The organism is Klebsiella sp. ME-303, from assembly GCF_007910085.1.
In the GTDB taxonomy this organism is placed as follows: domain Bacteria; phylum Pseudomonadota; class Gammaproteobacteria; order Enterobacterales; family Enterobacteriaceae; genus Klebsiella; species Klebsiella michiganensis.
Window position 1 is genome coordinate 1 of the sequence record NZ_VOJB01000051.1, and the last position, 26,608, is coordinate 26,608.

General features: G+C 57.6%; 28 protein-coding genes. 16 read left to right on the top strand and 12 right to left on the bottom strand.

The window, feature by feature from the left end:
* Positions 1–111: 111 nt before the first annotated feature.
* The gene (locus tag FQK12_RS02180) at positions 112–330 is read left to right on the top strand and encodes an ogr/Delta-like zinc finger family protein (protein WP_004223962.1); all 219 of its coding nucleotides are present in this window, start codon (positions 112–114) and stop codon (positions 328–330) included.
* Between the two features lie 222 nt (positions 331–552).
* Here FQK12_RS02180 and FQK12_RS02185 read toward each other — a convergent pair whose 3' ends face one another.
* Positions 553–2,238, bottom strand: coding sequence for an aspartate:alanine antiporter (locus tag FQK12_RS02185; protein WP_004849356.1), 1,686 nt, complete (start codon positions 2,236–2,238; stop codon positions 553–555).
* A 267-nt stretch (positions 2,239–2,505) separates the two neighbouring features.
* Between FQK12_RS02185 and ybjM the strand changes: the two genes are divergently transcribed.
* A complete protein-coding gene (ybjM, locus tag FQK12_RS02190) occupies positions 2,506–2,889 on the top strand; it encodes an inner membrane protein YbjM (RefSeq protein WP_004849358.1) in 384 nt (127 codons plus the stop codon).
* Between the two features lie 6 nt (positions 2,890–2,895).
* On the opposite strand, the gene FQK12_RS02195 is transcribed toward ybjM, so the two are convergent.
* The gene (locus FQK12_RS02195) at positions 2,896–3,159 is read right to left on the bottom strand and encodes a GrxA family glutaredoxin (RefSeq protein WP_004100567.1); all 264 of its coding nucleotides are present in this window, start codon (positions 3,157–3,159) and stop codon (positions 2,896–2,898) included.
* A 204-nt stretch (positions 3,160–3,363) separates the two neighbouring features.
* Between FQK12_RS02195 and FQK12_RS02200 the strand changes: the two genes are divergently transcribed.
* The 12 genes from FQK12_RS02200 (at position 3,364) to FQK12_RS02255 (ending at position 14,421) form a co-directional block, all read left to right on the top strand.
* Positions 3,364–3,654 carry a YbjC family protein gene (locus FQK12_RS02200; protein WP_009653259.1) on the top strand — a complete coding sequence of 97 codons (291 nt, stop codon included), beginning with the start codon at positions 3,364–3,366 and terminating at the stop codon, positions 3,652–3,654.
* Positions 3,638–4,360, top strand: coding sequence for a nitroreductase NfsA (gene nfsA, locus FQK12_RS02205; RefSeq protein ID WP_014228599.1), 723 nt, complete (start codon positions 3,638–3,640; stop codon positions 4,358–4,360). Before FQK12_RS02200 ends, nfsA begins: the two co-directional genes overlap by 17 nt.
* 103 nt (positions 4,361–4,463) lie before the next feature.
* Complete coding sequence (gene rimK / locus FQK12_RS02210; RefSeq protein ID WP_009653278.1) at positions 4,464–5,366, top strand: 30S ribosomal protein S6--L-glutamate ligase; 903 nt, start codon at positions 4,464–4,466, stop codon at positions 5,364–5,366.
* An 89-nt stretch (positions 5,367–5,455) separates the two neighbouring features.
* Positions 5,456–5,935: a YbjN domain-containing protein gene (locus tag FQK12_RS02215; RefSeq protein ID WP_004849367.1), complete on the top strand. Its 480-nt coding sequence runs from the start codon at positions 5,456–5,458 to the stop codon at positions 5,933–5,935.
* Between the two features lie 348 nt (positions 5,936–6,283).
* Positions 6,284–7,396: a spermidine/putrescine ABC transporter substrate-binding protein PotF gene (potF, locus tag FQK12_RS02220; RefSeq protein ID WP_014228600.1), complete on the top strand. Its 1,113-nt coding sequence runs from the start codon at positions 6,284–6,286 to the stop codon at positions 7,394–7,396.
* Between the two features lie 102 nt (positions 7,397–7,498).
* Complete coding sequence (gene potG / locus FQK12_RS02225) at positions 7,499–8,632, top strand: putrescine ABC transporter ATP-binding subunit PotG (protein WP_004134592.1); 1,134 nt, start codon at positions 7,499–7,501, stop codon at positions 8,630–8,632.
* Between the two features lie 10 nt (positions 8,633–8,642).
* Complete coding sequence (gene potH / locus FQK12_RS02230; RefSeq protein WP_014228601.1) at positions 8,643–9,596, top strand: putrescine ABC transporter permease PotH; 954 nt, start codon at positions 8,643–8,645, stop codon at positions 9,594–9,596.
* Positions 9,593–10,438 (top strand): putrescine ABC transporter permease PotI, encoded by an 846-nt coding sequence (gene potI / locus FQK12_RS02235; protein ID WP_004130847.1) that lies wholly within the window; start codon positions 9,593–9,595, stop codon positions 10,436–10,438. The genes potH and potI overlap by 4 nt, the downstream gene beginning before the upstream one ends.
* Before the next feature lie 57 nt (positions 10,439–10,495).
* A complete protein-coding gene (locus FQK12_RS02240; RefSeq protein ID WP_004100588.1) occupies positions 10,496–10,984 on the top strand; it encodes a YbjO family protein in 489 nt (162 codons plus the stop codon).
* A 42-nt stretch (positions 10,985–11,026) separates the two neighbouring features.
* Entirely contained in the window at positions 11,027–12,157 is a 1,131-nt protein-coding gene (rlmC, locus tag FQK12_RS02245) for a 23S rRNA (uracil(747)-C(5))-methyltransferase RlmC (protein ID WP_014228603.1), read from the top strand.
* 78 nt (positions 12,158–12,235) lie between these two features.
* Positions 12,236–12,952, top strand: a complete 717-nt coding sequence (locus FQK12_RS02250; protein WP_004849381.1) for a response regulator transcription factor — start codon at positions 12,236–12,238, stop codon at positions 12,950–12,952.
* Complete coding sequence (locus tag FQK12_RS02255) at positions 12,949–14,421, top strand: ATP-binding protein (protein WP_014228604.1); 1,473 nt, start codon at positions 12,949–12,951, stop codon at positions 14,419–14,421. Before FQK12_RS02250 ends, FQK12_RS02255 begins: the two co-directional genes overlap by 4 nt.
* Positions 14,422–15,248: 827 nt before the next feature.
* Here FQK12_RS02255 and artJ read toward each other — a convergent pair.
* The 6 genes from artJ to FQK12_RS02285 form a co-directional block, all read right to left on the bottom strand.
* Positions 15,249–15,980: an arginine ABC transporter substrate-binding protein ArtJ gene (gene artJ, locus FQK12_RS02260; protein ID WP_014228605.1), complete on the bottom strand. Its 732-nt coding sequence runs from the start codon at positions 15,978–15,980 to the stop codon at positions 15,249–15,251.
* 173 nt (positions 15,981–16,153) lie between these two features.
* The gene (gene artM / locus FQK12_RS02265) at positions 16,154–16,822 is read right to left on the bottom strand and encodes an arginine ABC transporter permease ArtM (protein ID WP_014228606.1); all 669 of its coding nucleotides are present in this window, start codon (positions 16,820–16,822) and stop codon (positions 16,154–16,156) included.
* A complete protein-coding gene (gene artQ / locus FQK12_RS02270) occupies positions 16,822–17,538 on the bottom strand; it encodes an arginine ABC transporter permease ArtQ (protein ID WP_004100599.1) in 717 nt (238 codons plus the stop codon). Before artQ ends, artM begins: the two co-directional genes overlap by 1 nt.
* A 6-nt stretch (positions 17,539–17,544) precedes the next feature.
* Entirely contained in the window at positions 17,545–18,276 is a 732-nt protein-coding gene (artI, locus tag FQK12_RS02275) for an arginine ABC transporter substrate-binding protein ArtI (protein WP_004130868.1), read from the bottom strand.
* Positions 18,277–18,295: 19 nt separating this feature from the next.
* Positions 18,296–19,024 carry an arginine ABC transporter ATP-binding protein ArtP gene (gene artP / locus FQK12_RS02280; RefSeq protein ID WP_004111834.1) on the bottom strand — a complete coding sequence of 243 codons (729 nt, stop codon included), beginning with the start codon at positions 19,022–19,024 and terminating at the stop codon, positions 18,296–18,298.
* 227 nt (positions 19,025–19,251) lie between these two features.
* A complete protein-coding gene (locus FQK12_RS02285) occupies positions 19,252–19,767 on the bottom strand; it encodes a lipoprotein (protein ID WP_014228607.1) in 516 nt (171 codons plus the stop codon).
* A 117-nt stretch (positions 19,768–19,884) separates the two neighbouring features.
* Here FQK12_RS02285 and FQK12_RS02290 point away from each other — a divergent pair, with 117 nt between their 5' ends.
* Both FQK12_RS02290 and FQK12_RS02295 read left to right on the top strand, forming a co-directional pair.
* Complete coding sequence (locus FQK12_RS02290) at positions 19,885–20,208, top strand: heavy metal-binding domain-containing protein (RefSeq protein WP_004100606.1); 324 nt, start codon at positions 19,885–19,887, stop codon at positions 20,206–20,208.
* Positions 20,205–21,035, top strand: coding sequence for an N-acetylmuramoyl-L-alanine amidase (locus tag FQK12_RS02295; protein WP_014228608.1), 831 nt, complete (start codon positions 20,205–20,207; stop codon positions 21,033–21,035). The genes FQK12_RS02290 and FQK12_RS02295 overlap by 4 nt, the downstream gene beginning before the upstream one ends.
* On the opposite strand, the gene FQK12_RS02300 is transcribed toward FQK12_RS02295, so the two are convergent.
* From FQK12_RS02300 to poxB, 4 genes are all read right to left on the bottom strand, one after another.
* Entirely contained in the window at positions 21,032–22,045 is a 1,014-nt protein-coding gene (locus FQK12_RS02300) for an NAD-dependent epimerase/dehydratase family protein (RefSeq protein WP_014228609.1), read from the bottom strand. The genes FQK12_RS02295 and FQK12_RS02300 overlap by 4 nt on opposite strands.
* A gap of 96 nt (positions 22,046–22,141) precedes the next feature.
* A complete protein-coding gene (locus tag FQK12_RS02305; RefSeq protein ID WP_014228610.1) occupies positions 22,142–23,575 on the bottom strand; it encodes a DUF2867 domain-containing protein in 1,434 nt (477 codons plus the stop codon).
* Between the two features lie 10 nt (positions 23,576–23,585).
* Positions 23,586–24,587, bottom strand: coding sequence for a low-specificity L-threonine aldolase (gene ltaE, locus FQK12_RS02310; RefSeq protein ID WP_014228611.1), 1,002 nt, complete (start codon positions 24,585–24,587; stop codon positions 23,586–23,588).
* Positions 24,588–24,741: 154 nt separating this feature from the next.
* Positions 24,742–26,460, bottom strand: a complete 1,719-nt coding sequence (gene poxB / locus FQK12_RS02315) for a ubiquinone-dependent pyruvate dehydrogenase (RefSeq protein WP_014228612.1) — start codon at positions 26,458–26,460, stop codon at positions 24,742–24,744.
* Positions 26,461–26,608: the final 148 nt, after the last annotated feature.

The window sequence follows — 26,608 nt, forward strand, 5'->3', positions numbered from 1 at the left end:
CATCGACTTTAATCAACCCATCGATAATGTGAACTAGGCTATCACAGCGTTAACGCATACGGTCAAATCCGGACTACGAGTTTAGGACCAGCATAGATGTGGATGTGTAAAATGATGATTTGCCCATTATGTGGAAGTGCAGCCCATACTCGCAGCAGTTTCCAGGTCTCTTCAATGACCAAAGAACGTTACAACCAGTGCCAGAATATCAACTGCAGCCATACGTTCGTAACGCATGAGACTTTTGTTCGCTCAATTTCTACACCTAAAGAGGCCCATCCTGTGCAGCCTCACCCCACAAATTCAGGCCAGGCTGCGCTAGCTCTTTGAGGCTGTCGCCACTTTGTCGCCATGTCTTAAAAAGAGGGTTTGTAACTCAATGATTTTAAAGGCTGTAAAATTCAGGCAACAAAAAACCCATCAACCTTGAACCTAAGTGGCGGGGTTGATGGGCTCCACAAAATGGGGACATCAAAGAAAAGCAGTGGCACTACTTATGACTGATGCCAGCAAAAAAAGTTCTGCGTATGCGCGTTTTTTTTCTTAAAAAATTCACTGTAGCCCCGGCCAGATGATGACAATCAGCGTACCTGCCAGGGTTAACAACACGTTAGCGATGGCGTAGGTCCCCGCGTATCCCAGCGCAGGAATATTGCTGCGCGCGGTATCGCTGATGATTTCCATCGCCGGCGCGCAGGTACGGGCCCCCATCATGGCGCCGAAGAGCATCGCCCGGTTCATGCGCAGCACGTACGCGCCGAACAGGAAGCAGATAACCACCGGCACCAGGCTGACGATAAGGCCCGCCGCCAGCATCTGACCGCCGACGGCGCCGAGGCCGTTATTTATGCCGGCGCCCGCGCTGAGCCCCACGCCTGCCATAAACACCATCAGGCCGAACTCCTTCACCATATTCAGCGCTCCCTGCGGAATGTAGCCAAACGTCGGATGGTTGGCGCGCAGGAAACCGAGCATAATGCCGGCAAACAGCAGACCGGCGGCGTTACCGATGCCGAAGCTGAACGAGCTGAACTGGAAGGTGATCATGCCGATCATCAGGCCAACGATAAAGAAGGCGCAGAAGGCGAGCAGGTCGGTCACCTGGCTGTGGATGGAGATAAAGCCGATACGATCCGCGACGGTTTTAACGCGACGCGCGTCGCCGCTGACCTGCAGCACATCGCCCTTGTTGAGCACCACGTTATCGTCGATAGGCATTTCGATCTGGCTGCGGATAACGCGGTTTAAGAAGCAGCCGTGATCGGTCAGCTTCAGCTGCGCCAGGCGACGGCCGACGGCATTGTGGTTTTTGACCACGATCTCTTCGGTGACGATGCGCATATCGAGCAGATCGCGGTCGAAGACCTCTTTGCCGTTACGGAAGCTTGGGTCGAGGCGGGCATGGGCATCCGGGTAACCTACCAGGGCGATATCATCGCCCATCTGCAGCACCGCATCGCCGTCCGGGTTCGCGAGAATGCCGTTGCGGCGGATGCGCTCAATGTAGCAGCCGGTCTGGCGGTAAATGCCCAGCTCGCGCAGGTTTTTACCATCAGCCCACGCCACCAGCTCCGGACCGACGCGGTAGGCGCGGATCACCGGCAGATAGACCTTGCGCCGGGAGTCGGTATCGAGGCCGCGCTCGCGGGCGATTTGCTGGGCGCTGGTCTGCAAATCCTGATGCTGCAGCTTCGGCATATAGCGGGCGCCGACGATCAGGCTGACCAGGCCAATCAGGTAGGTCAGCGCATAGCCGAGGCTCAGATGATCGAGCGAGAGGGCGAGCTGGTCGCTGGGCATGCCGAAGTGCCGTAGCGTATCCCCGGCGCCCACCAGCACGGGCGTGGAGGTCATGGCGCCGGCGAGCATCCCGGCCGTCAGGCCGATATCCCAGCCGAAGAGCTTACCCAGCCCCATGGCGATCAGCATCGCGCTGCCGACCATCACCAGCGCGAGCATCAGGTAATTTTTGCCGTCGCGAAAAAAAATAGAAAAAAAGTTGGGCCCCGCTTCCACGCCGACGCAGAAAATAAACAGCATAAAGCCGAGATTGAGGGCATCAGTGTTAATACTGAAATGCTGTTGCCCTAATAATAGGGAAACCACTAAAACGCCAATGGAATTACCAAGTTGTACCGACCCGAGACGCAGTTTCCCGAGGCAGAGTCCTAATGCAAGCACAACGAACAATAACAGGATGTAATTCCCGTTTAACAAATCTGCGACGTTTATATTCACGAAAGCCAACTTCTCATTTACTAGTAAGTTGTTGAAGGAAATGGTTATTTGGTCTAAGGTTGGTCCAGTGTTCGCGTTGTCCCGAACGCTATTCTGGCATCCCGTTATAACCAGCAAAATATAGTCGACAGTTTAATCTTTCCTGGAGGCTGCGGCTAGTAACAATCGTGTTTACATTGACGGGATCTTTTATTGGCATGGATTGCCAGAATCTTTATCTGACTGGGCGAAGTGGAAGTTGGTTAGAGGCAAAATCAGGAGGATGTCGTGAAATCTGAGCGTGCTTGGGCCGGTATTATCTGTGGGTTCTTTCTATTTATCGTGGTTTGTTTATCACTACTGTTACATATGAAAGGCGCCTTTCGGGCTACCGGTCACCCTGAGCTCGGGCTGCTGTTCTTTTTGCTCCCCGGTGCGGCGGCAAGCTGCCTCTCTCCCGGGCAGCGGGTGCTGCGTCCGCTTATCGGCGCGATGCTGGCTGCACCTGTCTGTCTGGTGGTTATGCGGCTTTTCTTTGTGACCGAGCGTTCTTTCTGGCAGGAACTGGCGTGGCTGTTTAGCGCGGTGTTCTGGTGCGCGCTGGGCGCGCTGTGCTTTTTGTTTATTTGCGCCTGGCTTGATACCAGACGCAGGCACTCGTCAGAGGAGTGAGCCGTCTCAGGCGAACAGGCCGAGATTCTCTTTCGCCCAGGCTTCAAAGTCAGTGCAGCCGCCAATGTGCTTCTGATCGACAAAAATCTGCGGTACGGTTTCAACCGGTTTACCCACGGTTTTTTCCAGGTCGGCTTTGCTGATGCCTTCTGCGTGAATATCAATATAGCGATAGTTAAAATCATCACGCTCGTTGCTCAGTTTTTCCGCCAGCTCTTTGGCGCGAACGCAATAGGGGCAGCCTGGACGACCAAAAATTACCGTAAACATAGTCCTTCTCCTTAAACCTCAGCCGGATGGCGAATGCCGCGTATCATGCCGCGTTATGTCGAGGAGGGAAAGAAGGTTCTGCCTTTTGCTTCGATGGCTTAAGGCTATGTTTGGTAAATATTCTGCTGATGAAACCGCTATACTCCCCTGATACGCGACCGGTTTTTGCCCGGGGGCGTGCATGATTTTGACCGGAGGAGCGTTATGCGATCGCCCGCTGCATTACCAAAAAGCATTCTGGTAGTCGAGATTATCGGCATGGTGCTGTTGACCCTGGCCTGGCTCTCGCTCAACCAGTACGTCAGCCTGCCCGCGCCGTTTTCCAGCCCAACGGCGGCGCTGCTGATGATCTTCGCGGGGATCCTGCTGATGCTTCCGGCCGCCGTGGCGTTAATGTGGCGAGTGGCGAAAGTGATTGCCCCGCAGTTGACGCAAACGAAAACCCCACCTTCTTCATTGCCTGACAGAGAAAAACGAGATGACGCCGACCATTGAGCTGCTGCGTAGCCACCGTTCTATTCGCCATTTTACCGACGCGCCGATAAGCGACGAACAGCGCGCCGCGATTATTGCCAGCGCGCAGGGCGCTTCCAGCTCCAGTTTTTTACAATGCTCCTCAATTATTCGCGTTACCGACCCGGAAATACGCCAGCAGCTGGTCCCGCTGAGCGGCGGCCAGCAGCACGTAGCGCAGGCCGCTGAATTTTGGGTATTCTGCGCTGATTTCAATCGCAATCTGCAAATCTGCCCGGACGCTCAGCTGGGCCTCGCCGAACAGCTGCTGCTGGGCTGCGTCGATACCGCGATTCTGGCGCAGAATGCGCTGGTGGCGGCGGAATCCCTTGGCCTCGGCGGCGTCTATATTGGCGGCCTGCGCAACAATATCGATGCGGTGACCGAGCTGCTGAAGCTCCCGCAGCACGTACTGCCGCTGTTTGGCCTGTGCCTTGGCTGGCCGGACGATAACCCGGAGGTGAAACCGCGCATGCCGTCGGCGATGCTGATGCATGAAAATCACTATCAGCCGGTGGACGACGCGGTGCTTGCGGAATATGACGAGCAGATAGCGCAGTATTATCTCTCTCGCGGCAGCAATACGCGTCGCGATACCTGGAGCGACCATATCCGTCGGACTATTGTTAAAGAGAGCCGTCCGTTTATTCTGCAATATCTGCATAAGCAGGGATGGGCTACGCGCTGATTGCGTGTAAACTGCCCTCGGTCTGACGCAAGGAAATTCCGCAGGTCAGCGCTAATTGACTACCAGAGGCCCGCCAGAGCGGGTCTTTTCGCAGAGGTGCAGGGTGAAAATTGCCATATTATCCCGGGATGGAACGCTTTATTCATGTCGACGCCTGCGCGAAGCCGCGCAAAAACGCGGACACCAGGTGGAAATCCTCGATCCGCTTTCCTGTTATATGAACGTCAGCCCGGTGGCCTCGTCGATTCACTATAAAGGTCGCCAGCTCCCGCATTTCGACGCCGTGATCCCGCGCATTGGCACGGCGATCACCTACTATGGTACCGCGGCGCTGCGTCAGTTTGAGCTGCTGGGCAGCTATCCGCTGAATGAATCGGTGGCGATTACCCGCGCCCGCGACAAGCTGCGCTCGCTCCAGCTGCTGGCCCGTCAGGGGATCGATCTGCCGCTCACCGGTATTGCCCATTCGCCAGACGATACCAGCGACCTGATTGCCATGGTTGGCGGCGCGCCGCTGGTGGTAAAGCTGGTGGAGGGTACCCAGGGCATCGGCGTCGTGCTGGCCGAAACGCGCCAGGCGGCAGAGAGCGTCATCGACGCTTTTCGCGGCCTGAATGCGCATATTCTGGTGCAGGAGTATATCGCCGAGGCGAAGGGGCGGGACGTGCGCTGCCTCGTGGTGGGTAATGAAGTGGTGGCGGCAATTGAACGGCGGGCGAAGGAGGGGGATTTTCGCTCTAACCTGCATCGCGGCGGCGTGGCGTCGGTGGCGTATATCAGCGAGCAGGAGCGTGAAATGGCCATCAAGGCCGCGCAAACGCTCGGGCTGGACGTGGCCGGCGTTGATATCCTGCGCGCCGCGCGCGGTCCTCTGGTGATGGAGGTCAATGCTTCTCCTGGGCTGGAAGGAATTGAAACCACCACCGGCGTCGATATTGCCGGCAAAATGATCGCCTGGATCGAACGACAAGCCACGCCCGGATTTTGTCTGAAAATGGGCGGATAATTCCCTTTCACGACACCGTCATGGTACAGGACGCTTTTTTTGCGTAAGCTATGGCGTCGCATTTTTCACAGTAAGAGGTCACAGGTCATATGGATTCACTGGTCGTTCCGGGTCTTGATACGTTACGTCAATGGCTCGACGAATTGGGCATCAGCTTTTTTGAGTGTGATTCCTGCCAGGCACTGCACCTGCCGCATATGCAAAATTTCGAAGGCATTTTTGATGCCAAACTTGACCTGGTGGATAACGTGGTGCTTTTCTCCGCGCTGGCAGAGGTGAAACCCTCCGCGCTGCTGCCGCTCTCCGCCGATCTTTCTGCGATTAACGCCAGTTCGTTGACGGTGAAAGCTTTCCTCGATATTCAGGATGATAATCTGCCGAAGCTGGTGGTGTGCCAGGCCTTGACCGTAGGCGTCGGCGTGACGATCGATCAGTTCGCGTGGTTTTTCCGCCAGAGCGAAGAACAGATATCGATGGTCATCCTCGAAGCCAGCGCCAATCAGGTGCTGTATAAATCTGAGGAAGAAGAGCCGGTGGCTGAGAATATTCAGTACCATTTTCTTCACTAAGCCTGTCGAAAAATAGCGCAGCCACTGCCATAGCGGCTGCGTATTACATGCTTTTATTCTGCTATTAACCTTCCGTAAAAGAATTTTTCACCGCCATTCCGCCGCTTTCGGCTTATCACATAGACCCTTATTGCATAAAAAATTGATAAAAGCCGTTTTTTTACCTGGGCTATAGCCTCTTATTCTGGCTACAGTTATTCTGACGCTGCTTCCAGTTGCGGGCAACCATTCCGGGAGAGGTCCTCTCTCCTTTTCTTAGGCAATGAAAAAATATGCATGATTATTGCATGCGAACAAGTGCGTATATTCAGCCCGCTTGTTAACGGGCATTGAGAAGGAATAAGAGATATGACCGCCTTTGGTAAAAAATGGTTAACAGGTCTGGTTACGGGTGCGCTGATGGCCGTTTCTGCCGGTTCGCTCGCAGCCGAACAAAAAACCCTGCATGTTTATAACTGGTCTGATTATATTGCGCCGGATACGGTGGCGAATTTTGAAAAAGAGACCGGTATTAAAGTGGTGTATGACGTCTTTGACTCCAACGAAGTGCTGGAGGGTAAGCTCATGGCGGGCAGCACCGGTTTTGACCTGGTGGTGCCGTCGGCGAGCTTCCTTGAGCGCCAGCTGGCGGCCGGGGTGTTCCAGCCGCTGGATAAAAGTAAGCTTCCCAACTGGAAAAATCTCGATCCGGAAGTATTGAAGCTGGTCGCGAAGCACGACCCCGACAATAAATACGCGATCCCGTACCTGTGGGCGACAACCGGCATAGGCTACAACATCGATAAAGTGAAAGCCGTGCTGGGCAAAGATGCGCCGCTGGACAGCTGGGATCTGGTGATGAAGCCGGAAAACCTGGAAAAGCTGAAAAGCTGCGGCGTCTCCTTCCTGGATGCCCCGGAAGAGATTTTCGCCACCGTGCTGAACTATCTCGGCAAAGATCCTAACAGTACTAAAGCCGATGACTACACCGGCCCGGCGACCGATCTGCTGCTGAAGCTGCGTCCGAATATTCGCTATTTCCACTCCTCTCAGTACATCAACGACCTGGCGAACGGTGATATCTGCGTCGCTATCGGCTGGGCGGGCGACGTATGGCAGGCGGCTAACCGGGCGAAAGAAGCGAAAAACGGGGTGAATGTTTCCTACTATATTCCGAAAGAGGGCGCGCTGGCGTTCTTCGACGTCTTCGCCATGCCGGCGGATGCGAAAAACAAAGATGAGGCTTATCAGTTCCTGAACTATCTGATGCGTCCGGAGGTTATCGCCCACATCAGCGATCATGTCTATTACGCTAACGGCAACAAAGCCTCTGTTCCGCTGGTCAGCGAAGCGATCCGCAATAACCCGGCCATTTACCCGCCGGCTGACGTCTTCGCCAAGCTGTTCACCCTGAAAGTCCAGGATCCGAAAATCGACCGCGTGCGTACTCGCGCGTGGACGAAGGTGAAAAGCGGTAAGTAATTCTCCGTGAGTTGTAGGCCGGATAAGCGTCGCGCTGCCGGCAACAGGCGCACCGCGATGGTGCGCCTGCACCATGATTTGATTTCTGCCGGAGAACACCCCGTGAATGATGTGATTCCTCGCCCGCAGGCGAAAACCCCCAAAGCGCTGACCCCGCTGCTGGAAATCCGTAATTTAACCAAGTCCTTCGATGGCCAGCACGCCGTCGATGACGTCAATCTCACCATTTATAAAGGCGAAATTTTTGCCCTGCTGGGCGCATCCGGCTGCGGCAAGTCAACCCTGCTGCGCATGCTGGCGGGATTTGAACAGCCTACCGCCGGACAGATTGTCCTGGATGGCGTCGATCTGGCGCGGGTGCCGCCGTATCAGCGGCCGATTAATATGATGTTCCAGTCCTACGCGCTGTTTCCCCATATGACGGTGGAGCAGAATATCGCCTTTGGCCTCAAGCAGGACAAATTGCCCAAGGCCGAAATCACCAGCCGGGTGCAGGAGATGCTGGCGCTGGTGCATATGCAGGAGTTCGCAAAGCGTAAACCGCATCAGCTCTCCGGCGGCCAGCGTCAGCGCGTGGCCCTGGCCCGCAGCCTGGCGAAAAGACCGAAACTGCTGCTGCTTGATGAGCCAATGGGGGCGCTGGATAAGAAGCTGCGCGACAGGATGCAGCTGGAAGTGGTTGATATCCTTGAGCGCGTCGGCGTTACCTGCGTGATGGTGACCCACGATCAGGAAGAGGCGATGACCATGGCGGGGCGTATCGCCATTATGAACCGCGGTAAGTTCGTGCAAATCGGCGAGCCGGAGGAAATCTACGAGCACCCGACCACCCGCTACAGCGCGGAGTTTATCGGCTCGGTCAACGTCTTTGAAGGGCTGGTGAAAGAGCGTCAGGAAGATGGCCTGGTGCTGGACTCTCCGGGCCTGACCCATCCGCTGAAGGTCGATCCCGATGCCTCAGTCGTCGATAACGTGCCGGTGTGGGTGGCCCTGCGCCCGGAAAAAATCATGCTCTGCGAAGACCCGCCCGCGGATGGCTATAACTTCGCGGTGGGCGAGGTTATCTATATTGCCTATCTCGGCGACCTGTCTATCTACCATGTGCGCCTGAAAAGCGGGCAGATGCTGAGCGCTCAGCTGCAAAACGAACACCGTTACCGTAAAGGGGCTCCCACCTGGGGTGATGAGGTGCGTTTGTGCTGGGATGCCGATAGCTGCGTCGTGTTGACGGTGTAAGGAGAGGGCGATGAGTACATTAGAACCCCCGTCAGGCGTAAAAAAACCTGGCGGTTTTGCGCTGTGGCTGGCGCGGCTGCAGATGGCCCACGGGCGCAAGCTGGTCATTGCGCTGCCCTACGTGTGGCTGATCCTGCTGTTTCTGCTGCCGTTCCTGATCGTCTTTAAAATCAGCCTTGCGGAGATGGCGCGGGCGATCCCACCCTATACCGACCTGCTGGAGTGGGCCGACGGTCAGCTTACGTTAACGCTGAATCTCGGGAATTTCCTGCAGCTCACCGACGATCCGCTCTATTTTGAAGCGTATCTGCAATCGCTTCAGGTGGCGGCGATCTCGACGTTCTGCTGCCTGCTGTTGGGGTATCCGCTGGCGTGGGCGGTGGCGCACAGTAAGCCATCGACGCGAAATATCCTGCTGCTGCTGGTGATCCTGCCGTCATGGACCTCCTTCCTGATCCGCGTCTATGCCTGGATGGGGCTGCTGAAAAGCAACGGCGTGCTGAACAACTTCCTGCTGTGGCTGGGGGTCATCGACCAGCCGCTGGAGATCCTGCACACCAACCTGGCGGTCTATATCGGTATTGTTTACGCCTATCTGCCGTTTATGGTGCTGCCGATCTATACCGCCCTCACGCGTATCGATTACTCGTTGGTGGAGGCGTCGCTGGATCTGGGTGCCCGGCCGCTGAAGACCTTCTTCCAGGTGATCGTTCCCCTCACCAAAGGCGGGATTATTGCCGGGTCGATGCTGGTGTTTATTCCGGCAGTCGGGGAGTTCGTTATCCCGGAACTGCTGGGCGGGCCAGACAGCATTATGATTGGCCGCGTGCTGTGGCAGGAGTTTTTCAATAACCGCGACTGGCCGGTGGCGTCTGCGGTGGCGATCGTGATGCTGTTGCTGCTGATCGTACCGATCATGTGGTTCCACAAGCATCAGCAAAAACAGGTGGGGGAACACGGATGAATAATTTACCGGTAGTCCGTTCGCCGTGGCGAATTTTGATTCTGCTGCTCGGCTTTACCTTTCTGTATGCCCCGATGCTGATGCTGGTGATTTACTCATTCAACAGCTCAAAGCTGGTGACGGTATGGGCGGGGTGGTCGACGCGCTGGTATCGCGAGCTGTTTCATGACGATGCGATGATGAGCGCGGTAGGCTTAAGTCTGACCATTGCCGCCTGCGCCGCGACGGCGGCGGTGATCCTCGGTACCATTGCCGCAGTGGTGATGGTGCGTTTTGGCCGCTTCCGCGGTTCAAACGGCTTTGCTTTTATGATCACCGCGCCGCTGGTGATGCCCGATGTGATTACCGGCCTGTCGCTGCTGCTGCTGTTTGTCGCGCTGGGGCATTCAATTGGCTGGCCGTCGGATCGCGGCATGCTGACCATCTGGCTGGCGCACGTGACCTTCTGTACCGCGTACGTCGCGGTGGTCATTTCATCGCGCCTGCGTGAGCTGGACCACTCTATTGAAGAGGCGGCGATGGATCTGGGCGCCGCGCCGCTGAAGGTCTTTTTCGTCATTACGCTGCCGATGATTATGCCGGCGGTGGTCTCCGGTTGGCTGCTGGCCTTTACGTTGTCGCTCGACGACCTGGTTATTGCCAGCTTTGTTTCCGGGCCGGGGGCGACGACGCTGCCGATGCTGGTCTTCTCCAGCGTGCGCATGGGAGTCAACCCGGAGATTAACGCCCTGGCGACGTTAATCCTCGGCGTGGTCGGGATTGTTGGTTTTATCGCCTGGTATTTGATGGCCCGCGCGGAAAAGCAGCGGGTGCGCGATATCCAGCGTGCAAGAAGCGGCTGAACCACCTAAAATCTGCAATAGAGTTAACATCGGCGCCGCATTTGTGGCGCCGTTTTCATGGAAGACTTTACGTTGGGATTGTTTACTAAAACGCGTTCCTCTCATGCTCGTCTTAACGTTCCTGCGCTGGTGCAGGTGGCGGCCTTCGCCATTATTTTAATCCGCGGCCTGGATTTGCTGATGATCCTCAACCAGCTTGGCGTTCAGGGAATCGCGGATTTTGTCCATCGCAGCGTGCAGACCTGGGCGCTTACCCTGGTGTTTCTCTCAAGTCTGGTGCTGGTATTTATTGAAATCTGGTGCGCGTTTTCGCTGGTAAAAGGGCGCAACTGGGCGCGTTGGCTGTTCTTGTTGACGCAGATTATCGTGATTGGCTACCTGTGGGCCGCTTCATTGGGCTACGGTTATCCCGAGCTGTTTAGTATTGCCGGGGAATCGAAGCGCGAAATCTTTCGCTCCCTGGTGCTGCAAAAACTACCGGATCTGCTGGTGCTGGCGATGCTGTTTGTGCCGGCCCCGTGCCGACGCTTTTTCCGTTTACAGTAACGGTGATACAATCCCCGCCCCTGTTTTTTTGAAGGTCTTGTTATGCATTGCGCACTTTATGACGCGGGTCGCTGCCGCTCCTGCCAGTGGCTGGAACTGCCGGTATCCCAACAGCTCGCCGATAAAATGGCCGATCTTCGCGCGCTTCTCGCCGATGCGCCCGTCGCTGAATGGTGCGCACCGGTTTGCGGGCCGGAAAGCGGGTTTCGCAACAAAGCGAAAATGGTGGTCAGCGGTAGCGTGGAGCGCCCATTGCTCGGGATGCTGCACCGTGATGGCGCCCCGGAAGACCTGACCGACTGTCCGCTTTATCCGCAAAGCTTCGCGCCCGTCTTCGCTGCGCTCAAGCCGTTTATCGCCCGCGCCGGGCTCACGCCCTATAACGTTGCCCGCAGGCGCGGAGAGCTGAAGTACATTCTGCTGACCGAAAGCCGGCTCGACGGCGGTATGATGCTGCGCTTTGTCCTGCGCTCGGAGAGCAAGCTTGCCCAGCTGCGCGCCGCGCTGCCGGAGCTTCAGGCGCTGCTGCCGCAGCTGCAGGTGATTACCGCCAATATTCAGCCGGTGCATATGGCCATCATGGAAGGAGAGCGGGAAATTTTCCTCACCGACCAGCAGGCGCTGGCGGAAAATTTCAACGGCGTGCCGCTGTGGATCCGCCCGCAAAGCTTCTTTCAGACCAACCCGGCGGTGGCCAGCCGTCTGTATGCCACCGCTCGCGACTGGGTGCGCCAGCTGCCGGTCAACCATATGTGGGATCTCTTCTGCGGGGTGGGCGGCTTTGGTCTGCACAGCGCAACGCCTGAGATGCGCCTGACCGGGATTGAAATTGCCCCGGAGGCGATCGCCTGCGCGAAGCAGTCCGCGGCGCAGCTCGGGCTGAATAATCTGCATTTTCAGGCGCTCGATTCCACGCAGTTTGCGACCGGCGAAGGCGACATTCCCGATCTGGTTCTGGTGAATCCGCCGCGTCGCGGTATCGGCGACGGCCTGTGCGACTATTTAAACCGTATGGCGCCAGGCTTTATTATCTACTCCAGCTGCAACGCCCGGACGATGGCGAAAGATATCGCTCGCCTGGCCGGTTATCGCATTGAGCGGGTCCAGCTGTTCGATATGTTCCCCCATACCGCCCACTATGAGGTACTGAGCCTGCTGGTTCGCGAAGTATAAACAAAATGTGAACTCTTCAGGCGGTGAAGATCGGGTAAGCTTGGCTAATCAGAACGTAAGAATAGCGGAGTGCTGCCGGTGGCAAAAAAAATCCTGTTGGTTGAAGATGATGAAGATATCGCCGCGCTGCTGCGCCTGAATCTGCTGGATGAGGGCTATCAGATTGTCCACGTGGCGGACGGAGCCCAGGCCCTGCGCCTGCTGGAAAAAGAGCTTTGGGATGCGGTGATCCTCGACCTGATGCTGCCGGGCGTAGACGGTCTGGAAATTTGTCGGCGCATTCGTCAGCAAACCCGCTATCTGCCGGTGATTATTATCAGCGCTCGCGCCAGCGAAACCCAGCGGGTACAGGGGCTGGAGATGGGAGCGGATGATTATCTGGCCAAACCGTTTTCGATTCTCGAACTGACCGCCCGGGTCAAAGCGGTGTTCCGTCGTCAGGAGGCGATGGGGCAGAATCTGCTGATGGATGCCGGCCGTATCGCCAGCCATGGTTTAAGCATTGACCCCTTGTCGCGCGACGTTAAGCTGCGCGGCGAGACGGTGGATCTGACGCCGCGCGAGTTCGACCTGCTCTACTACTTTGCCCGCCATCCGGGGGAGGTCTTTTCCCGCCTTGAGCTGCTTGATCGGGTGTGGGGCTATCAGCACGACGGCTATGAGCATACGGTCAATACCCATATCAACCGCCTGCGCACCAAAATTGAGCGCGACCCGGCGGAGCCGGACATCATTCTGACCGTCTGGGGAAAAGGCTATAAATTTGCCGTGGAGCGCAAAGAGGCGCAGCCATGATCCGCCGTCTCAGCCTCAGCCAGCGCCTGGCGCTGGTGTTTACCTCACTGCTGCTGCTCTGTGCCATAGCCGTTTGTCTGATCCAGCTGTACAGCAGCGCGCAGTACGGCAACGTCATGGTCCAGCGTCTCTCCGCCGGGCTGGCGCAGCAGATCGCCGCCCGCGAGCCGCTGCTGGACGCTCAGGGGCAGGTTGATCGCCGGATGCTGAAGCCGCTTTTTGATCGGCTGATGACCTTCAATCCCAGCGTAGAGCTGTATCTGCTTTCGCCCGACGGCGAGCTGCTGGCCGACGCCGCGCCGCCGGGGCATATTAAGCGCCAGCGCATCGATCTGGCGCCGGTGCAAACGTTCCTGTCCGGCGGCGCCTGGCCGGTGTACGGCGACGATCCGCGCAGCCTTGATAAGCAAAAGGTGTTTAGCGTGGCGCCGCTGCGCCAGGACGGCCAGCTGCGCGGCTATCTCTACATTATCCTGCAGGGTGAAACCTTTAATGAACTGGCGGCGAGCGCCTGGCAGAAAACCTTGTGGAGCCTGCTGCTGTGGACTCTGCTGCTGGTGGCCGGTCTCGGCGGGCTGGCGGGCTGGCTTGCCTGGTTCTGGGTAACGCGCCCGGTGCGTCAGCTCACCGCGCTGGTGGCAACCGACAGCCAGGACAGTATTCATGCGATAAAGGCGCTGGCGGCGCAAACTCCGGAGGCGAACCCGGGGAATGAAGTGGCCGTGCTGCATAATCGCTTTATTGAACTGGCTCGTCAGATTGCCGGGCAGTGGGACCGTCTGGCCGACAGCGATCGCCAGCGGCGAGAATTTGTCGCCAATATCTCCCACGATTTACGCACGCCGCTCACCTCTTTGCTGGGATATCTGGAAACGTTAAGCCTGAAGGCCGATCGCCTGACGATGGAGGAGAACAAGCAGTATCTGAATATCGCCCTGCGCCAGGGGAACAAGGTCCGCCATCTTTCTCAGCAGCTGTTTGAGCTGGCTCGCCTGGAGCACGGAGGGATTAAGCCGCAGCCGGAAACCTTCGTGCTGGCTGAGCTGGTGCAGGATGTCGCGCAAAAATTCGACCTGGCAATCGCGACGCGCAATATCGGTCTACGGCTGGATCTGGCCGCCGGGCTACCGCCGATAACGGCGGATCTCTCGATGATTGAACGGGTGCTGACTAATCTGCTCGATAACGCCATTCGCCATACGCCGGAAGGTGGGCTTATCCGCCTGACGGCGCGTCGCTCAGGGCCGGAATTTATCGTCGAGGTGGCCGATAGCGGACCGGGCGTTGCCGGTGAGCTGCGGGCAACATTGTTCGAACGGCCTTCGGTGCTTGAACCTGGCGCGCAAAGCGCATCACGAGGGGGACTGGGGTTGATGATTGTGCGACGGATGCTGCAGCTGCACGGCGGCGATATTCGCCTGCTTGAAGCGCCGGCAGGGGCCTGTTTCCAGTTTACCCTGCCGGTTTAAGGTGGCGGATTGGCCGATCGGGCGGTCTATCGCCGCCTGCTAAACGGTAGCCCGGGTAAGGTGTTTACGCCGCAACCCGGGAAATGCGCCTGGGTTGAGGCTTTAGTGCGGCTTCTTCCCGGGCCGCGCTGCGCTTGCCCGGGCTACGGCGACTGTCTGCGGGCCGGTGCCCGGGTAAGGCGTTTACGCCGCAGCCCGGGAAATGCGCCGGGATTGAGGCTTTGGTGCGGCTTCGTCCCGGGCCGCGCTGCGCTTGCCCGGGCTACGGGGCCACGGCTGTCTGCGGACCGATAGCCCGGGTAAGGCGTTTACGCCGCAGCCCGGGTAGTGCGCCGGGATTGAGGCTTTAGTGCGGCTTCGTCCCGGGCCGCGCTGCGCTTGCCCCGGCTACGGCGACTGTCTGCGGACCGGTAGCCCGGGTAAGGCGTTTACGCCGCAACCCGGGAAATGCGCCGGGATTGAGGCTTTGGTGCGGCTTCGTCCCGGGCCGCGCTGCGCTTGCCCGGGCTACGGGGCCACGGCTGTCTGCGGGCCGGTAGCCCGGGTAAGGCGTTTACGCCGCAACCCGGGGAATGCGCCGGGGTTGAAGCTTTGGTGCGGCTTCGTCCCGGGCCGCGCTGCGCTTGCCCGGGCTACCGGGCCACGGCTGTCTGCGGGCCGGTAGCCCGGGTAAGGCGTTTACGCCGCAACCCGGGAAATGCGCCGGGGTTGAGGCTTTGGTGCGGCTTCTTCCCGGGCCGCGCTGCGCTTGCCCGGGCTCCGGGGCCACGGCTGTCTGCGGGCCGGTAGCCCGGACAGGCGCGTCAAGCGCCGCCTCCGGGAAATGCTTACTCCGGGAACCACTGCTTGCTGATTTTCTCGTAGGTGCCGTCGGCTTTAATCGCCTTCAGCGCGGCGTTCAGTTTTTCCAGCAGCGCTTTGTTATCCGGGCGTACCGCAATGCCGAGGCCGGTACCGAAGTACTGCGCGTCGGTGACTTTCGGCGTTGCCGCGCCCAGCTGTGGGTTGGTTTTCAGCCACTCGTTGACCACGGCGGTATCGCCAAACACCCCATCAATACGGCCATTTTTCAGGTCGATAAACGCATTCTGGTAGCTATCGTAAGCCACGGTTTTCACTTCCGGATGTTTATCCTGCAGGTATTTCTGGTGCGTGGTGCCGTTTTCCATCCCGATACGTTTGCCTTTCAGATCGGCGAAAGAGTGGAAGGCATCTTTCTTCGAGATAACCAGCGCGGAGTTAGCGTAGTACGGGTCGGTAAACGCCACCTGCTTGCTGCGCTCCGGGGTAATGTCCATGCCGGAGATGACCGCATCATATTTCTTGAATTTGAGCGCCGGGATCAGGCTGTCGAAGGCATGGTTGGTGAACGTACACTCAGCCTGCATCTGCTTACACAGCGCGTTTGCCAGATCGATGTCGAAACCAGCGATCTGGTTATTGGCGTCCATCGATTCAAACGGTGGGTAAGTTGCAGAAACGCCAAAGCTGATTTTTTCTGCGGCAGCGGCGCCAAAGGCGAAAGTGCTAAGCAGTGCGGCCAGAACTAACTTTTTCATTGTGGAACTCCCGTCGGTCAATCTTATGATGTTGTGCCGTGTCTGCGGCTGGGAGTAACAATGCCACTAAATGAATTTATATTCAATAATCATGGATAGTTATTTTAATTGAAATAAAAAAAGACGGATAACTCAGTGAGCTTATCCGTCTTTATTTGGCTTTTTATGCGTTTTTAATTACGTCGCTCAAAGGCCAGCGCTTTATGTTCCACCAGGCGCATCAGCAGCGTCAGCAGGCCATTGACCACCAGATAGACAATGCCGGCGGCGCCGAACACCATCACATCATAGGTACGTCCATAGAGCAGCTGGCTGTGGCCCATCACTTCCATCAGGGTAATGGTGTAGGCCAGAGACGTACTCTTGAACACCAGCACCACTTCGTTGGAGTAGGAGGAGAGGGCGCGTTTAAAGGCGTACGGCAGCAGGATCGCCAGCGTATCTTTCTTACTCATTCCCAGCGCGCCGCAGGATTGCCACTGGCCATCCGGGATGGCGCGAATGGCGCCATAAAACAGCTGCGTGGTATAAGCGGCGCTGTTGAGAGAAAGGGCGATCAGCGCGCAGAGCCAGGGTTCGGAAATCAGATGCCAGAGTACCGGATATTCCTGCAGCGACGGGAACTGTCCCGGGCCGTAGTAAATCAGGAAGATCTGCACCAGCAGCGGCGTGCCGGTAAACAGCGTGATATAGCCGCGCACGATCCACACCAGCCCCGGCGTTTTTAGCGTCAGAATGATGGTGAAGATCAGCGACAGAATCAGCGCCACGACGATAGAGGCTGCGGTCAGCGTCAGGCTGGTATGCAGCCCTTTTAGCAGTTCGGGTAAGTAATCAAGCATCAGCCTGGTCTCCGTTCGAAGCGCGTCGCACGCTGGTCAATACGTTTCAGAATGTACTGACTCAACAGGGTGATGACCAGATAGATTGCCGCCGCGATGATATACCAGTTAAACGGCTCCTGGGTTCGGGTGGCGATGCTTTTAGTTTGCAGCATCAGATCGTTGACGCTGATCAGGCTCACCAGCGCGGTATCCTTCAGCAGCACCAGCCACTGGTTGCCGAGTCCCGGCAGCGCGTGGCGCCACATTTGCGGCATCACTAAGCGAAAGAAAATAGCGGCTTTCGATAATCCCAGCGCCTGACCGGATTCCCATTGCCCCTGCGGAACGGCTTTAAGCGCTCCGCGCAGGGTCTGCGATGCGTAAGCGGCATACAGCAGAGAAAGCGCGATAGCCCCGCAGAGGAACGGACTGACGTCGAAGTTTTCAATCTGCATCTGTACCGGGATCTGCACTATGCCGAGATTGATCGTAAAACCATCAGAAAGGGTCAGCAGCAGCTGTGAGGAACCAAAATAGATAAACAGAACCACCAGAATTTCCGGTAGTCCGCGCAAAAGGGTGACAATGCCGGTTGCGAGCCAGGCGACCGGACGCAGCTTTACCGACTCGAGGACGGCAAAGAGCATCGCCAGCACCAGGCCGATGATCAGGGCGCAAACGGCAAGGCCGACGGTCATCCCGGCGGCGCTTGCTAATGGAAAAAATTCGTTCATTCAGCGTTACTTCTGGAACCATTTGTTATAGATAGACTGGTAAGTCCCATCGCTTTTCACTTTTTCCAGCGCAGCGTTAAATTTCTGCTGCAGTTCGGTATTGCCCTGGCGCAGCGCAATGCCGAGACCGGTGCCGAAGTAGTCTTTATCGGTCACCTTGTCGCCCACCGCGGCCAGCTTCGGATTGCTCTTCAGCCATTCGGTCACCACGGCGGTATCGCCGAATACGGCATCAATACGGCCGTTCTGCAGGTCCAGCTTCGCATTCTGGTAGCTGTCGTAAGGAACGGTCGTGATTTCCGGGTGTTTGTCGGTGATGAATTTCTGGTGAGTGGTGCCGTTCTGCACGCCGACTTTTTTGCCTTTCAGGGCGTCAATGCTGGTGAATTTACCCTGCTGGCCGACGAACAGCGCGGAGTTTTCATAGTACGGGGTGGTGAACAGCACCTGTTTTTCACGCTCAGGAGTGATGTCCATCCCGGCCATGACCGCGTCGAAACGGCGGAACTTCAGGCTGGGGATCAGGCTATCGAAAGCCTGGTTGGTAAAGGTGCAGGTGGCATCAATCTCTTTACACAGCGCGTTCGCCAGATCGACATCAAAGCCGACAATTTTGTTATTGGCATCGATCGATTCAAACGGAGGGTAGGAGGCCTCGGTGGCGAAACGAATGGTCTGGGCTGCGGTAGCGGAGAGGCTCATGCCCGCAAGAAGAGCGGCAATCAGTACTTTTTTCATCGTCATTTCCCCGAAAACATCAATGTGAAAGATAGTTTTTAAACGCGTCGGTCTGCGGATGCGCGAAGCAGCCGGCATCACCTTGTTCAACGATATGGCCATTTTCCATATAGACCACGCGGCTGGCTGTTTTGCGCGCCACTTCCACTTCGTGGGTGACGATAACCTGCGTAATACCGGTTTCAGCCAGTTCGCGGATAATACTGACGATCTGGGCGGTGATTTCTGGATCGAGCGCCGCCGTGGGTTCATCGAACAGCAGAACCTGCGGTTCCATCATCAGGGCGCGGGCAATAGCGACGCGCTGCTGCTGGCCGCCGGAAAGATGCAGCGGGTAGCGATCGCTATAGGGTTTCAGGCGCAGACGTTCGAGCAGCTTTTCAGCGCGGGCTAAAGCCTGATCTTTGCTCAAACCGAGCACGCGGCAGGGAGCTTCAATCAGATTTTGCTGCACGGTCAGATGCGGCCACAGATTGTACTGTTGGAACACCATACCCACGTTCTGGCGCAGCTCGCGAATGGCTTTGTCAGAAGGCGCTTTGGTAAAGTCGAAATGATTTCCAGCGATATGCAGCGTACCGGAACGCGGCATCTCCAGCAGATTGAGGACGCGCAGCAGCGAGCTTTTACCGGCACCGCTTGGGCCGAGCAGCACCAGCGTTTCCCCCTGCGGGCAATCCAGCGTGATGTCGAACAGCGCCTGGTGTGCGCCGTAGAAGCAATTAATGCCGTTTAATTTTATGCTCATCTGGGCAGTCTGATACATATAGCAATTGAGGCCGCAAATAGTACCTTTGGCAGAATAGTTATGCAATATTTATGCGTTAAAAGTTAAATGTAAACCATGTTTACATTTAAAGTTAGCACAAAATATGGCTTCGTGAAGGTGGGATAAGTCAATGTCGGCATTACCAGCGGAAATGCCGACATTTTACCGGGGTTATTTCATTCGGCCCGAGCGGCCCAACGCCTGAATTAGCGTTTTTCCAGACTCTGACGCAGGGTGCCCGCCGGCGCATGGGGGTTGTTGCCGAGGTAGCGTACGTCATCCACGGCCCAGCACTGGCCTTCCTGAATCATCAGCACTTCGTCTTTCCAGCTTTGGGTGCCCTGTTTCAGCTCCACGCGCAGGGGAATATTGCGCGCGTCGCGATTAGGGATGGTGGAGGCGCTGGCGACATCGGCGCTGTCGGCTGGCGTTGGGCTACTGGAGAAAAGATTTGACTGCAGCAGGGCGTTGTTAGACGGGTCCTGACGCGCGTCGTTCAGCAGTTTTGCCAGACCGTCGCTCAGGTATGGGCGCAGCGCGGTTAAATCGCTGTTGCGGTGCTGTACCTGGTAGTCATAAAACTTCTGCGCTACGTCATCCGGGCCGCCTTCGATGCAGGGGCCGCTGCGGGTGCCGTTATCTTTGTACGCAGGCGTGACGGTAGTACAGGCGCTGAGCGCCAGCGCGCAGGGGAGGACTAATGCAAGAACTTTGTAGCGCATGATGATTTCCTTATGAGCTCACTACGTTAGAATATCTTTTCAAGCATAGTGTATCAGATAGGGATTGTGCTTGACCCTTAGAGCTAACGCATTGAACGCTAAAGAAGGAGTTTCATCATGCAATTTTCCACCACTCCGACCCTCGAAGGTCAGCCCATCATTGAATACTGCGGCGTCGTCACGGGGGAAGCGATTCTGGGCGCCAACGTATTCCGCGATTTTTTCGCCAGCATCCGCGATATCGTCGGCGGTCGTTCCGGCGCCTATGAAAAGGAGCTGCGTAAGGCCCGTGAAATTGCGTTTGAAGAGCTGAGCGAGCAGGCGAAGGCGCTGGGCGCCAATGCGGTGGTCGGGATTGATATTGACTACGAAACCGTCGGTAAAGATAGCAGCATGCTGATGGTCAGCGTTAGCGGCACCGCGGTGAAGACCCGCCGATGAGAACTTGCCGGGCAGGCGTACTGCTGGCGCTGCTGCTGGCGGGCTGCGCCAGCGAAAAAGGTATTATCGATCGCGATGGCTATCAGCTGGATACGCGCCATCCGGCGCAGGCGGCATATCCGCGCATCAAAGTGCTGGTGATTCACTACACCGCCGACGATTTCGACGTTTCGCTGGCGACGCTGACGGATAACCAGGTGAGCTCTCACTACCTGATCCCGGAGAAACCGCCGCTGCACGGAGGTAAACCGCGGATCTGGCAGCTGGTGCCGGAAGAGGAACTGGCCTGGCATGCGGGCGTCAGCTTCTGGCGCGGCAGCACGCGCATTAACGACACTTCGATTGGCATCGAGCTGGAGAACCGCGGCTGGCAAAAAACGGCGGGGGTGAAAAGCTTTACGCCGTTTAATCCGGCGCAGATTGACGCCCTGATCCCGCTGGCGAAAGATATTATCGCCCGCTACCACATCGCGCCGCAGAACGTGGTCGCCCATGCGGATATCGCGCCGCAGCGCAAAGACGATCCGGGGCCGCTGTTCCCGTGGCGCAGGCTGGCCGAGCAGGGGATTGGCGCATGGCCTGATGCCCGGCGCGTGGCATTTTATCTGCAGGGCCGTCCGTCATACGAGCCGGTAGACGCCGCAGCGCTGCTGGACGTCCTGGCGCGCTACGGCTATCAGGTGACGCCGGAAATGACGCCAGCGCAGCAGAAGCGGGTCATTATGGCTTTCCAGATGCACTTCCGTCCCGCGCGCTGGGACGGGGTTGCCGATGCGCAAACCCTGGCGATAGCCGAAGCGCTGCTGGAAAAGTACGGGCGTGGTTAATAGTGCAGCTTGCCGTGGTCCTTCAACCACGCGGCGGTGCGGAGTATCCCTTCATCCATCGTGATGACCGGCTGATAGCCTAGCTCCTGCTGGGCGCGGGAGATATCAAGAGTAAAATCAAAGTTCAGCTTAGAGACGCCGTAGTGGGTAAATGCGGGCTCTTTCGCTGACTTATTGCCAAAGCGCTCCATGCTGCGGGCGATGATATCCAGCATGGGATAGGGAACCGAACGGATGCGGCACTTAATCCCCAGCTCGTCTATGAGTTTCTGCACAATGCTGTGCAGGGTTTGCGGTTCGCCGTTAGTAATGTTGTACGCGCGGGCCGAGGGCAGAAGGTCACTCTGCGGCTGGCTGGCGAGCCACATCGCGTGTACCGCGTTTTCATAGTAGGTCATATCCACCAGCGCGCTGCCGCCGCGCGGCAACAGGACGCTGCCGTAGTGCTGCATCATCTGCGCCAGGCGCGGGATAAACACTTTATCATGCGGGCCAAACAGGCTTTGCGGGCGCAGGATTGTAAAACGGGTATTTGGGTTGGCCTGCGCCAGCAGATTGATCACATCTTCGCTTGCCGCCTTGCTGCGGGCGAATTCGTTGGCGAAACGCTGCGGGCGGAAATCCTCCGCAACATCGCGATGATGGTGATAATCAAAATAGAGCGACGGCGAAGAGATATGCACGAAGTTGCGCACGCCCCAGGCAACCGCCCACTCGCCGAGACGCCGGGTCGCGCGCACGTTAGCTAAATCGAAGGCCTGCTGGGTGCCCCACGGCGAGGTAAAGCTGGAACAGTGCCACAGGGTATCGATACCGGCGAGCATCACTTTGGCCTGCGAAGAGACCAGCTCGGTTAAGTCCGCAGGGACGAACTCTGCGCCCATTTTGCTCAGAAGCTTGCCCATCGCTTCGTTGCGCCCGGTCGCTCTGACGCTAATGCCCTTGTTACGCAGATATTCTACCGCGTTGCGGCCCAATCCGCTGGTCGCACCGGTAACCAGTACCTTCATATCGATCCACTGTTTAACAAAAGAATTTCGTGCGCATTTTTCCGTGATTCTGACTACGATGCAATGAGAATCATGAAAGAATTCTGCACCTATACTCTATTTGATGGTGATTTGCTCCGCCAGGTGGGCGATGCGTCGCGCCATACCGCGAAAAATAAACAGATGCGCCGGGATCATCAACAGCCAGTAGAAAAGCCCCGGCATACCGTGCGGGTGCCACCAGGCTCGCACGTCCAGTTCGCGATGATCGCCTTTATCGCGCAGGGTAAAGCTCAGGCGGCCAAGGCCGGGCGCTTTCATGCCGAATAACAGCGTCAGCTGCTTTTCCGGCTCGACGATAATCACCTTCCAGCTGTCCACCGCATCGCCGGTCTGCAGATATTCATTTTCCGGGCGACCTTTTGCCAGCCGGTGACCGACCAGCAGATCCATCGCCCCGCGCGTTTTCCACAGAGCGTTGCCGAAGAAATAGCCCTCTTTGCCGCCAATTTGGTTGACTACCTTCCACAGCGCAGCAAGGCTGGCGGAAGTGTTAACGGTACAGCCTGCCTGTTTCGGATAGTAGCCGTACTCGGGCCGCCAGCGGGCGAAGGCCTGCGCATCGTAGCCCCAGTCGCTGGAGTTCACCAGCTGCTCCTCTTCTTTAAGCGTAAGCCGCACCGCTTCATCAAACGCGATAAGCGGTTGAGGAATTAAGGCCCGCAGGGCCCGATCGTCGGCAATCAGATCGTGCTTTAGCCCCTGGATCAGCGCTTTGGCCGTGGTTGGCGGCACTGAGGTAATGACGTTGAGAAACCACACCGAAATCCAGCGGGTCGGGAAAGGGATGGGGATCAGCGGGCGGCGTTTGCCGCTGACCGCCATAAAGTGGATGAACTGCTGCTGATAGCTCAAAATTTCCGGTCCGGCGGCTTCAAACACCCGATGCTCGCGGGCCGGATGGTTTAGCAGCTGCAGCAGATAGTAGAGTAAATTTTCCAGCGCAATCGGCGTGGTGCGCGAGCGCACCCAGCGCGGCGGCGTCAGCACCGGCAGGTTGTAGACCATATCGCGCATCACTTCGAAGGCGGCGGAACCGGCGCCGACGATAATGCCGGCGCGAACTTCCGCTACCGGAACGCCTGATTCGCGCAGCAGATCGCCGGTGATCTGGCGGGCGCGCAGATGATCGGATTGCTCCTGCTTCTCCACCTGTAAGGAACTGAGAAAGATGACTTCGTTCACCGGCGACTTGCGCAGCGCGTCGCGAACGTTGAGGGCGACCCGCCGTTCGTGGCGGATAAAGTCCCCGCCTTCGCCCATCCCGTGCACCAGATAGTAAACGGTATCAGCCTGCGCCAGCAGGGCGGGTAGCGCGTCCGGCTGGTTTAAATCGAGCGAATAGCACTCGACGCCGGGGAGCTGCTGTTTTTTAAGCCTGTCGATGTGGCGTGCCGCCGCCAGCACGGTGAAGCCCTGCTCGCTGAGCCTTTTCACCAGATGCTGGCCGATATAACCGCTGGCGCCAAGCACCAGAATTCGCTGCGACACGCCGGACTCCTTAACGGTTTAAAAATGCCTGCCAGTGGCTAACCACCTCGGTGAGCTGCTGGCGGTTAACGTCAATATGCGTCACCAGGCGCACGATGGGCGAGGCGTTGATCAGCACCCCTCGTTCGCGCAGATACTCGCCCAGCGCGGCGGCGCGCGCTTCACCGACGCGAACAAACAGCATATTGGTATCATGACGCGTCACCTCGGCGCCGGCGGCGCGCAGCTGCTCCGCCATCCACGCGGCGTTGTCGTGATCCTCTTTTAAGCGCGCGACGTTGTTCTGCAGGGCATACAGGCCCGCGGCCGCCAGAATACCGGCCTGACGCATCCCGCCGCCGACCATTTTCCGCCAGCGGATAGCGCGGTGAATGTACTCTTCGCTCCCCACCAGCAGCGAGCCTACCGGCGCGCCGAGTCCTTTAGACAGGCAGATGGTGAAGGAGTCGCAGTAGCGGGCGATCTCGCGCAGCGCGCAGCCGTATTCCACGACGGCGTTAAAAATACGCGCCCCGTCAACGTGCAGCCCCAGGCCGCGCTGGCGCGTAAACTCCCAGGCATCTTTGAGATATTCACGCGGCAGCACTTTGCCGTTATGGGTGTTTTCCAGCGACAGCAGCCGGGTAGGGGCGAAATGGATATCGTCCGGTTTGATTTTGGCCGCGACTTTATCCAGCGGCAGGGAACCGTCCGCTGCGGCATCGATTGGCTGCGGCTGGATGCTGCCAAGCACCGCCGCGCCGCCGGCTTCGTAGAGATAGTTATGCGCGCCCTGGCCGACGATATACTCTTCACCGCGCTGGCAGTGGCTGAGCAGGGCGACCAGGTTGGCCTGGGTGCCGCTAGGCAGGAAGATAGCGGCCTCTTTGCCCGCCAGGTTGGCGGCAAAGCGCTGGAGTTCGTTAACGGTCGGGTCATCGCCATACACGTCATCCCCGACCGGGGCGGCCATCATGGCTTCCAGCATGGCGCGGCCCGGACGGGTAACGGTATCGCTGCGTAAATCTATCATGTCATATCCTTATACACTTCATCCTTCGCGCTGCCCCGGCGTTGGCTGCTCCCTCAAAGCCCGGTCACAGAGTTATCTCTGCGCCCGGGGGTTTTCGGCCTTGCCGCCTTGAGGCAACACGAATAATTTTGCGTATGAATTGAAAAGGATATTTTTACCTTAGCCAGTTAGTTTTCGCCAGTTCGATAACTTCGTCGCCGCGGCCGCTGATAATCGCGCGCAGCATATAAAGGCTGAAACCTTTGGCCTGCTCCAGTTTAATTTGCGGCGGCATCGCCAGCTCTTCACTGGCGACGACCACATCCACCAGGACCGGACCATCGGTAGCGAAAGCGGTTTGCAGCGCTTCATCAACCTCTGACGCGCTTTCAACACGTATGCCCTTAATGCCGCACGCTTCGGCGATGCGGGCAAAGTTGGTGGCGTGAAGTTCAGTGCCGTCTGTCAGATAGCCCCCGGCCTTCATCTCCATCGCCACGAAGCCCAGTACGCTGTTATTGAAGATAACGATCTTCACCGGCAGCTTCATCTGCGCCAGCGAGAGAAAATCCCCCATCAGCATGCTGAAGCCGCCGTCGCCGCACATTGCCACAACCTGACGGTCAGGGGCGGTGGCCTTCGCACCGATGGCCTGCGGCATGGCGTTAGCCATTGACCCATGGTTGAACGATCCGAGCAGGCGGCGCTTACCGTTCATCTGCAAATAGCGCGCGGCCCAGACGGTCGGCGTACCCACGTCACAGGTAAAGATGGCATCGTCGTCGGCATAGTGGCTGATGCGCTGCGCCAGATACTGCGGATGAATTGTTTTTTCGCTGGGCTTCGCCAGGTCATCAAGCCCCTTGCGCGCGTCGCGATAGTGTTCCAGCGCTTTATCGAGGAACTTACGGTCGGTTTTCTCCTCAAGATGCGGCATCAGCGCGCTGAGGGTCGATTTAATATCGCCGACCAGCGCCATATCCACTTTACTGTGGGCGCCAATACTGCCGGGATTGATATCAATCTGAATGATTTTCGCGTCCGTCGGGTAGAAGGCGCGGTAGGGGAACTGGGTACCGAGCAGCACCAGGGTATCGGCGTTCATCATGGTGTGGAAGCCGGAGGAGAAGCCAATCAGCCCGGTCATCCCCACATCATAAGGGTTGTCGTATTCTACGTGCTCTTTGCCGCGCAGCGCGTGAACGATAGGCGCTTTGAGCTTCGCGGCGAAGTCTACCAGCTCTTTATGCGCCCCGGCGCAGCCGCTGCCGCACATCAGGGCGATGTTGCTTGAATAGCGCAGCAGCTGGGCCAGCTTTTTCAACTCTTCTTCCGCCGGCGTCACCTGCGGCAGCGGCGCGTGGTACCAGTGGCTGCTGGCGCTTTCCGGCGCGGCTTTCAGCGCAACGTCGCCGGGAAGCACCACTACCGAGACGCCGCGGTTAATCACCGCTTTGCGCATGGCGATGGCCAGCACCTGCGGGATCTGTTCCGGGGTGGAGACCAGTTCACAGTAGTGACTGCATTCCCGGAACAGCTCCTGCGGATGCGTTTCCTGAAAATAGCCGCTGCCGATTTCGCTGGAAGGAATATGGGCGGCGATGGCCAGAACCGGAACGTGATTGCGGTGGCAGTCGAAAAGGCCGTTAATCAGATGCAGGTTGCCCGGCCCGCAGGAGCCTGCGCAGACCGCCAGTTCGCCGGTAAGCTGCGCTTCCGCCCCGGCGGCGAAGGCGGCCACTTCTTCATGGCGCGTGGGCATCCAGTCGATGGTCCCCATACGGTTCAGGCTGTCGCTTAAGCCGTTGAGCGAATCCCCGGTTACGCCCCAAATACGTTTAACGCCAGCCTGTTCAAGAGTTTTGGCAATGTATGCCGCCACGGTCTGTTTCATGGTTCTCCATCTCCTTTTTGTGATAACGCTTACAAGCTTAGATGAAACTGCCAGTTACGCTCGCTTTAACCTCTCATTTTCCGCTGGTTTTTTTCAGTGAAAACTCCGCATAATCTGAGCTCACATAAAGTGGTAAACAGGAATCATT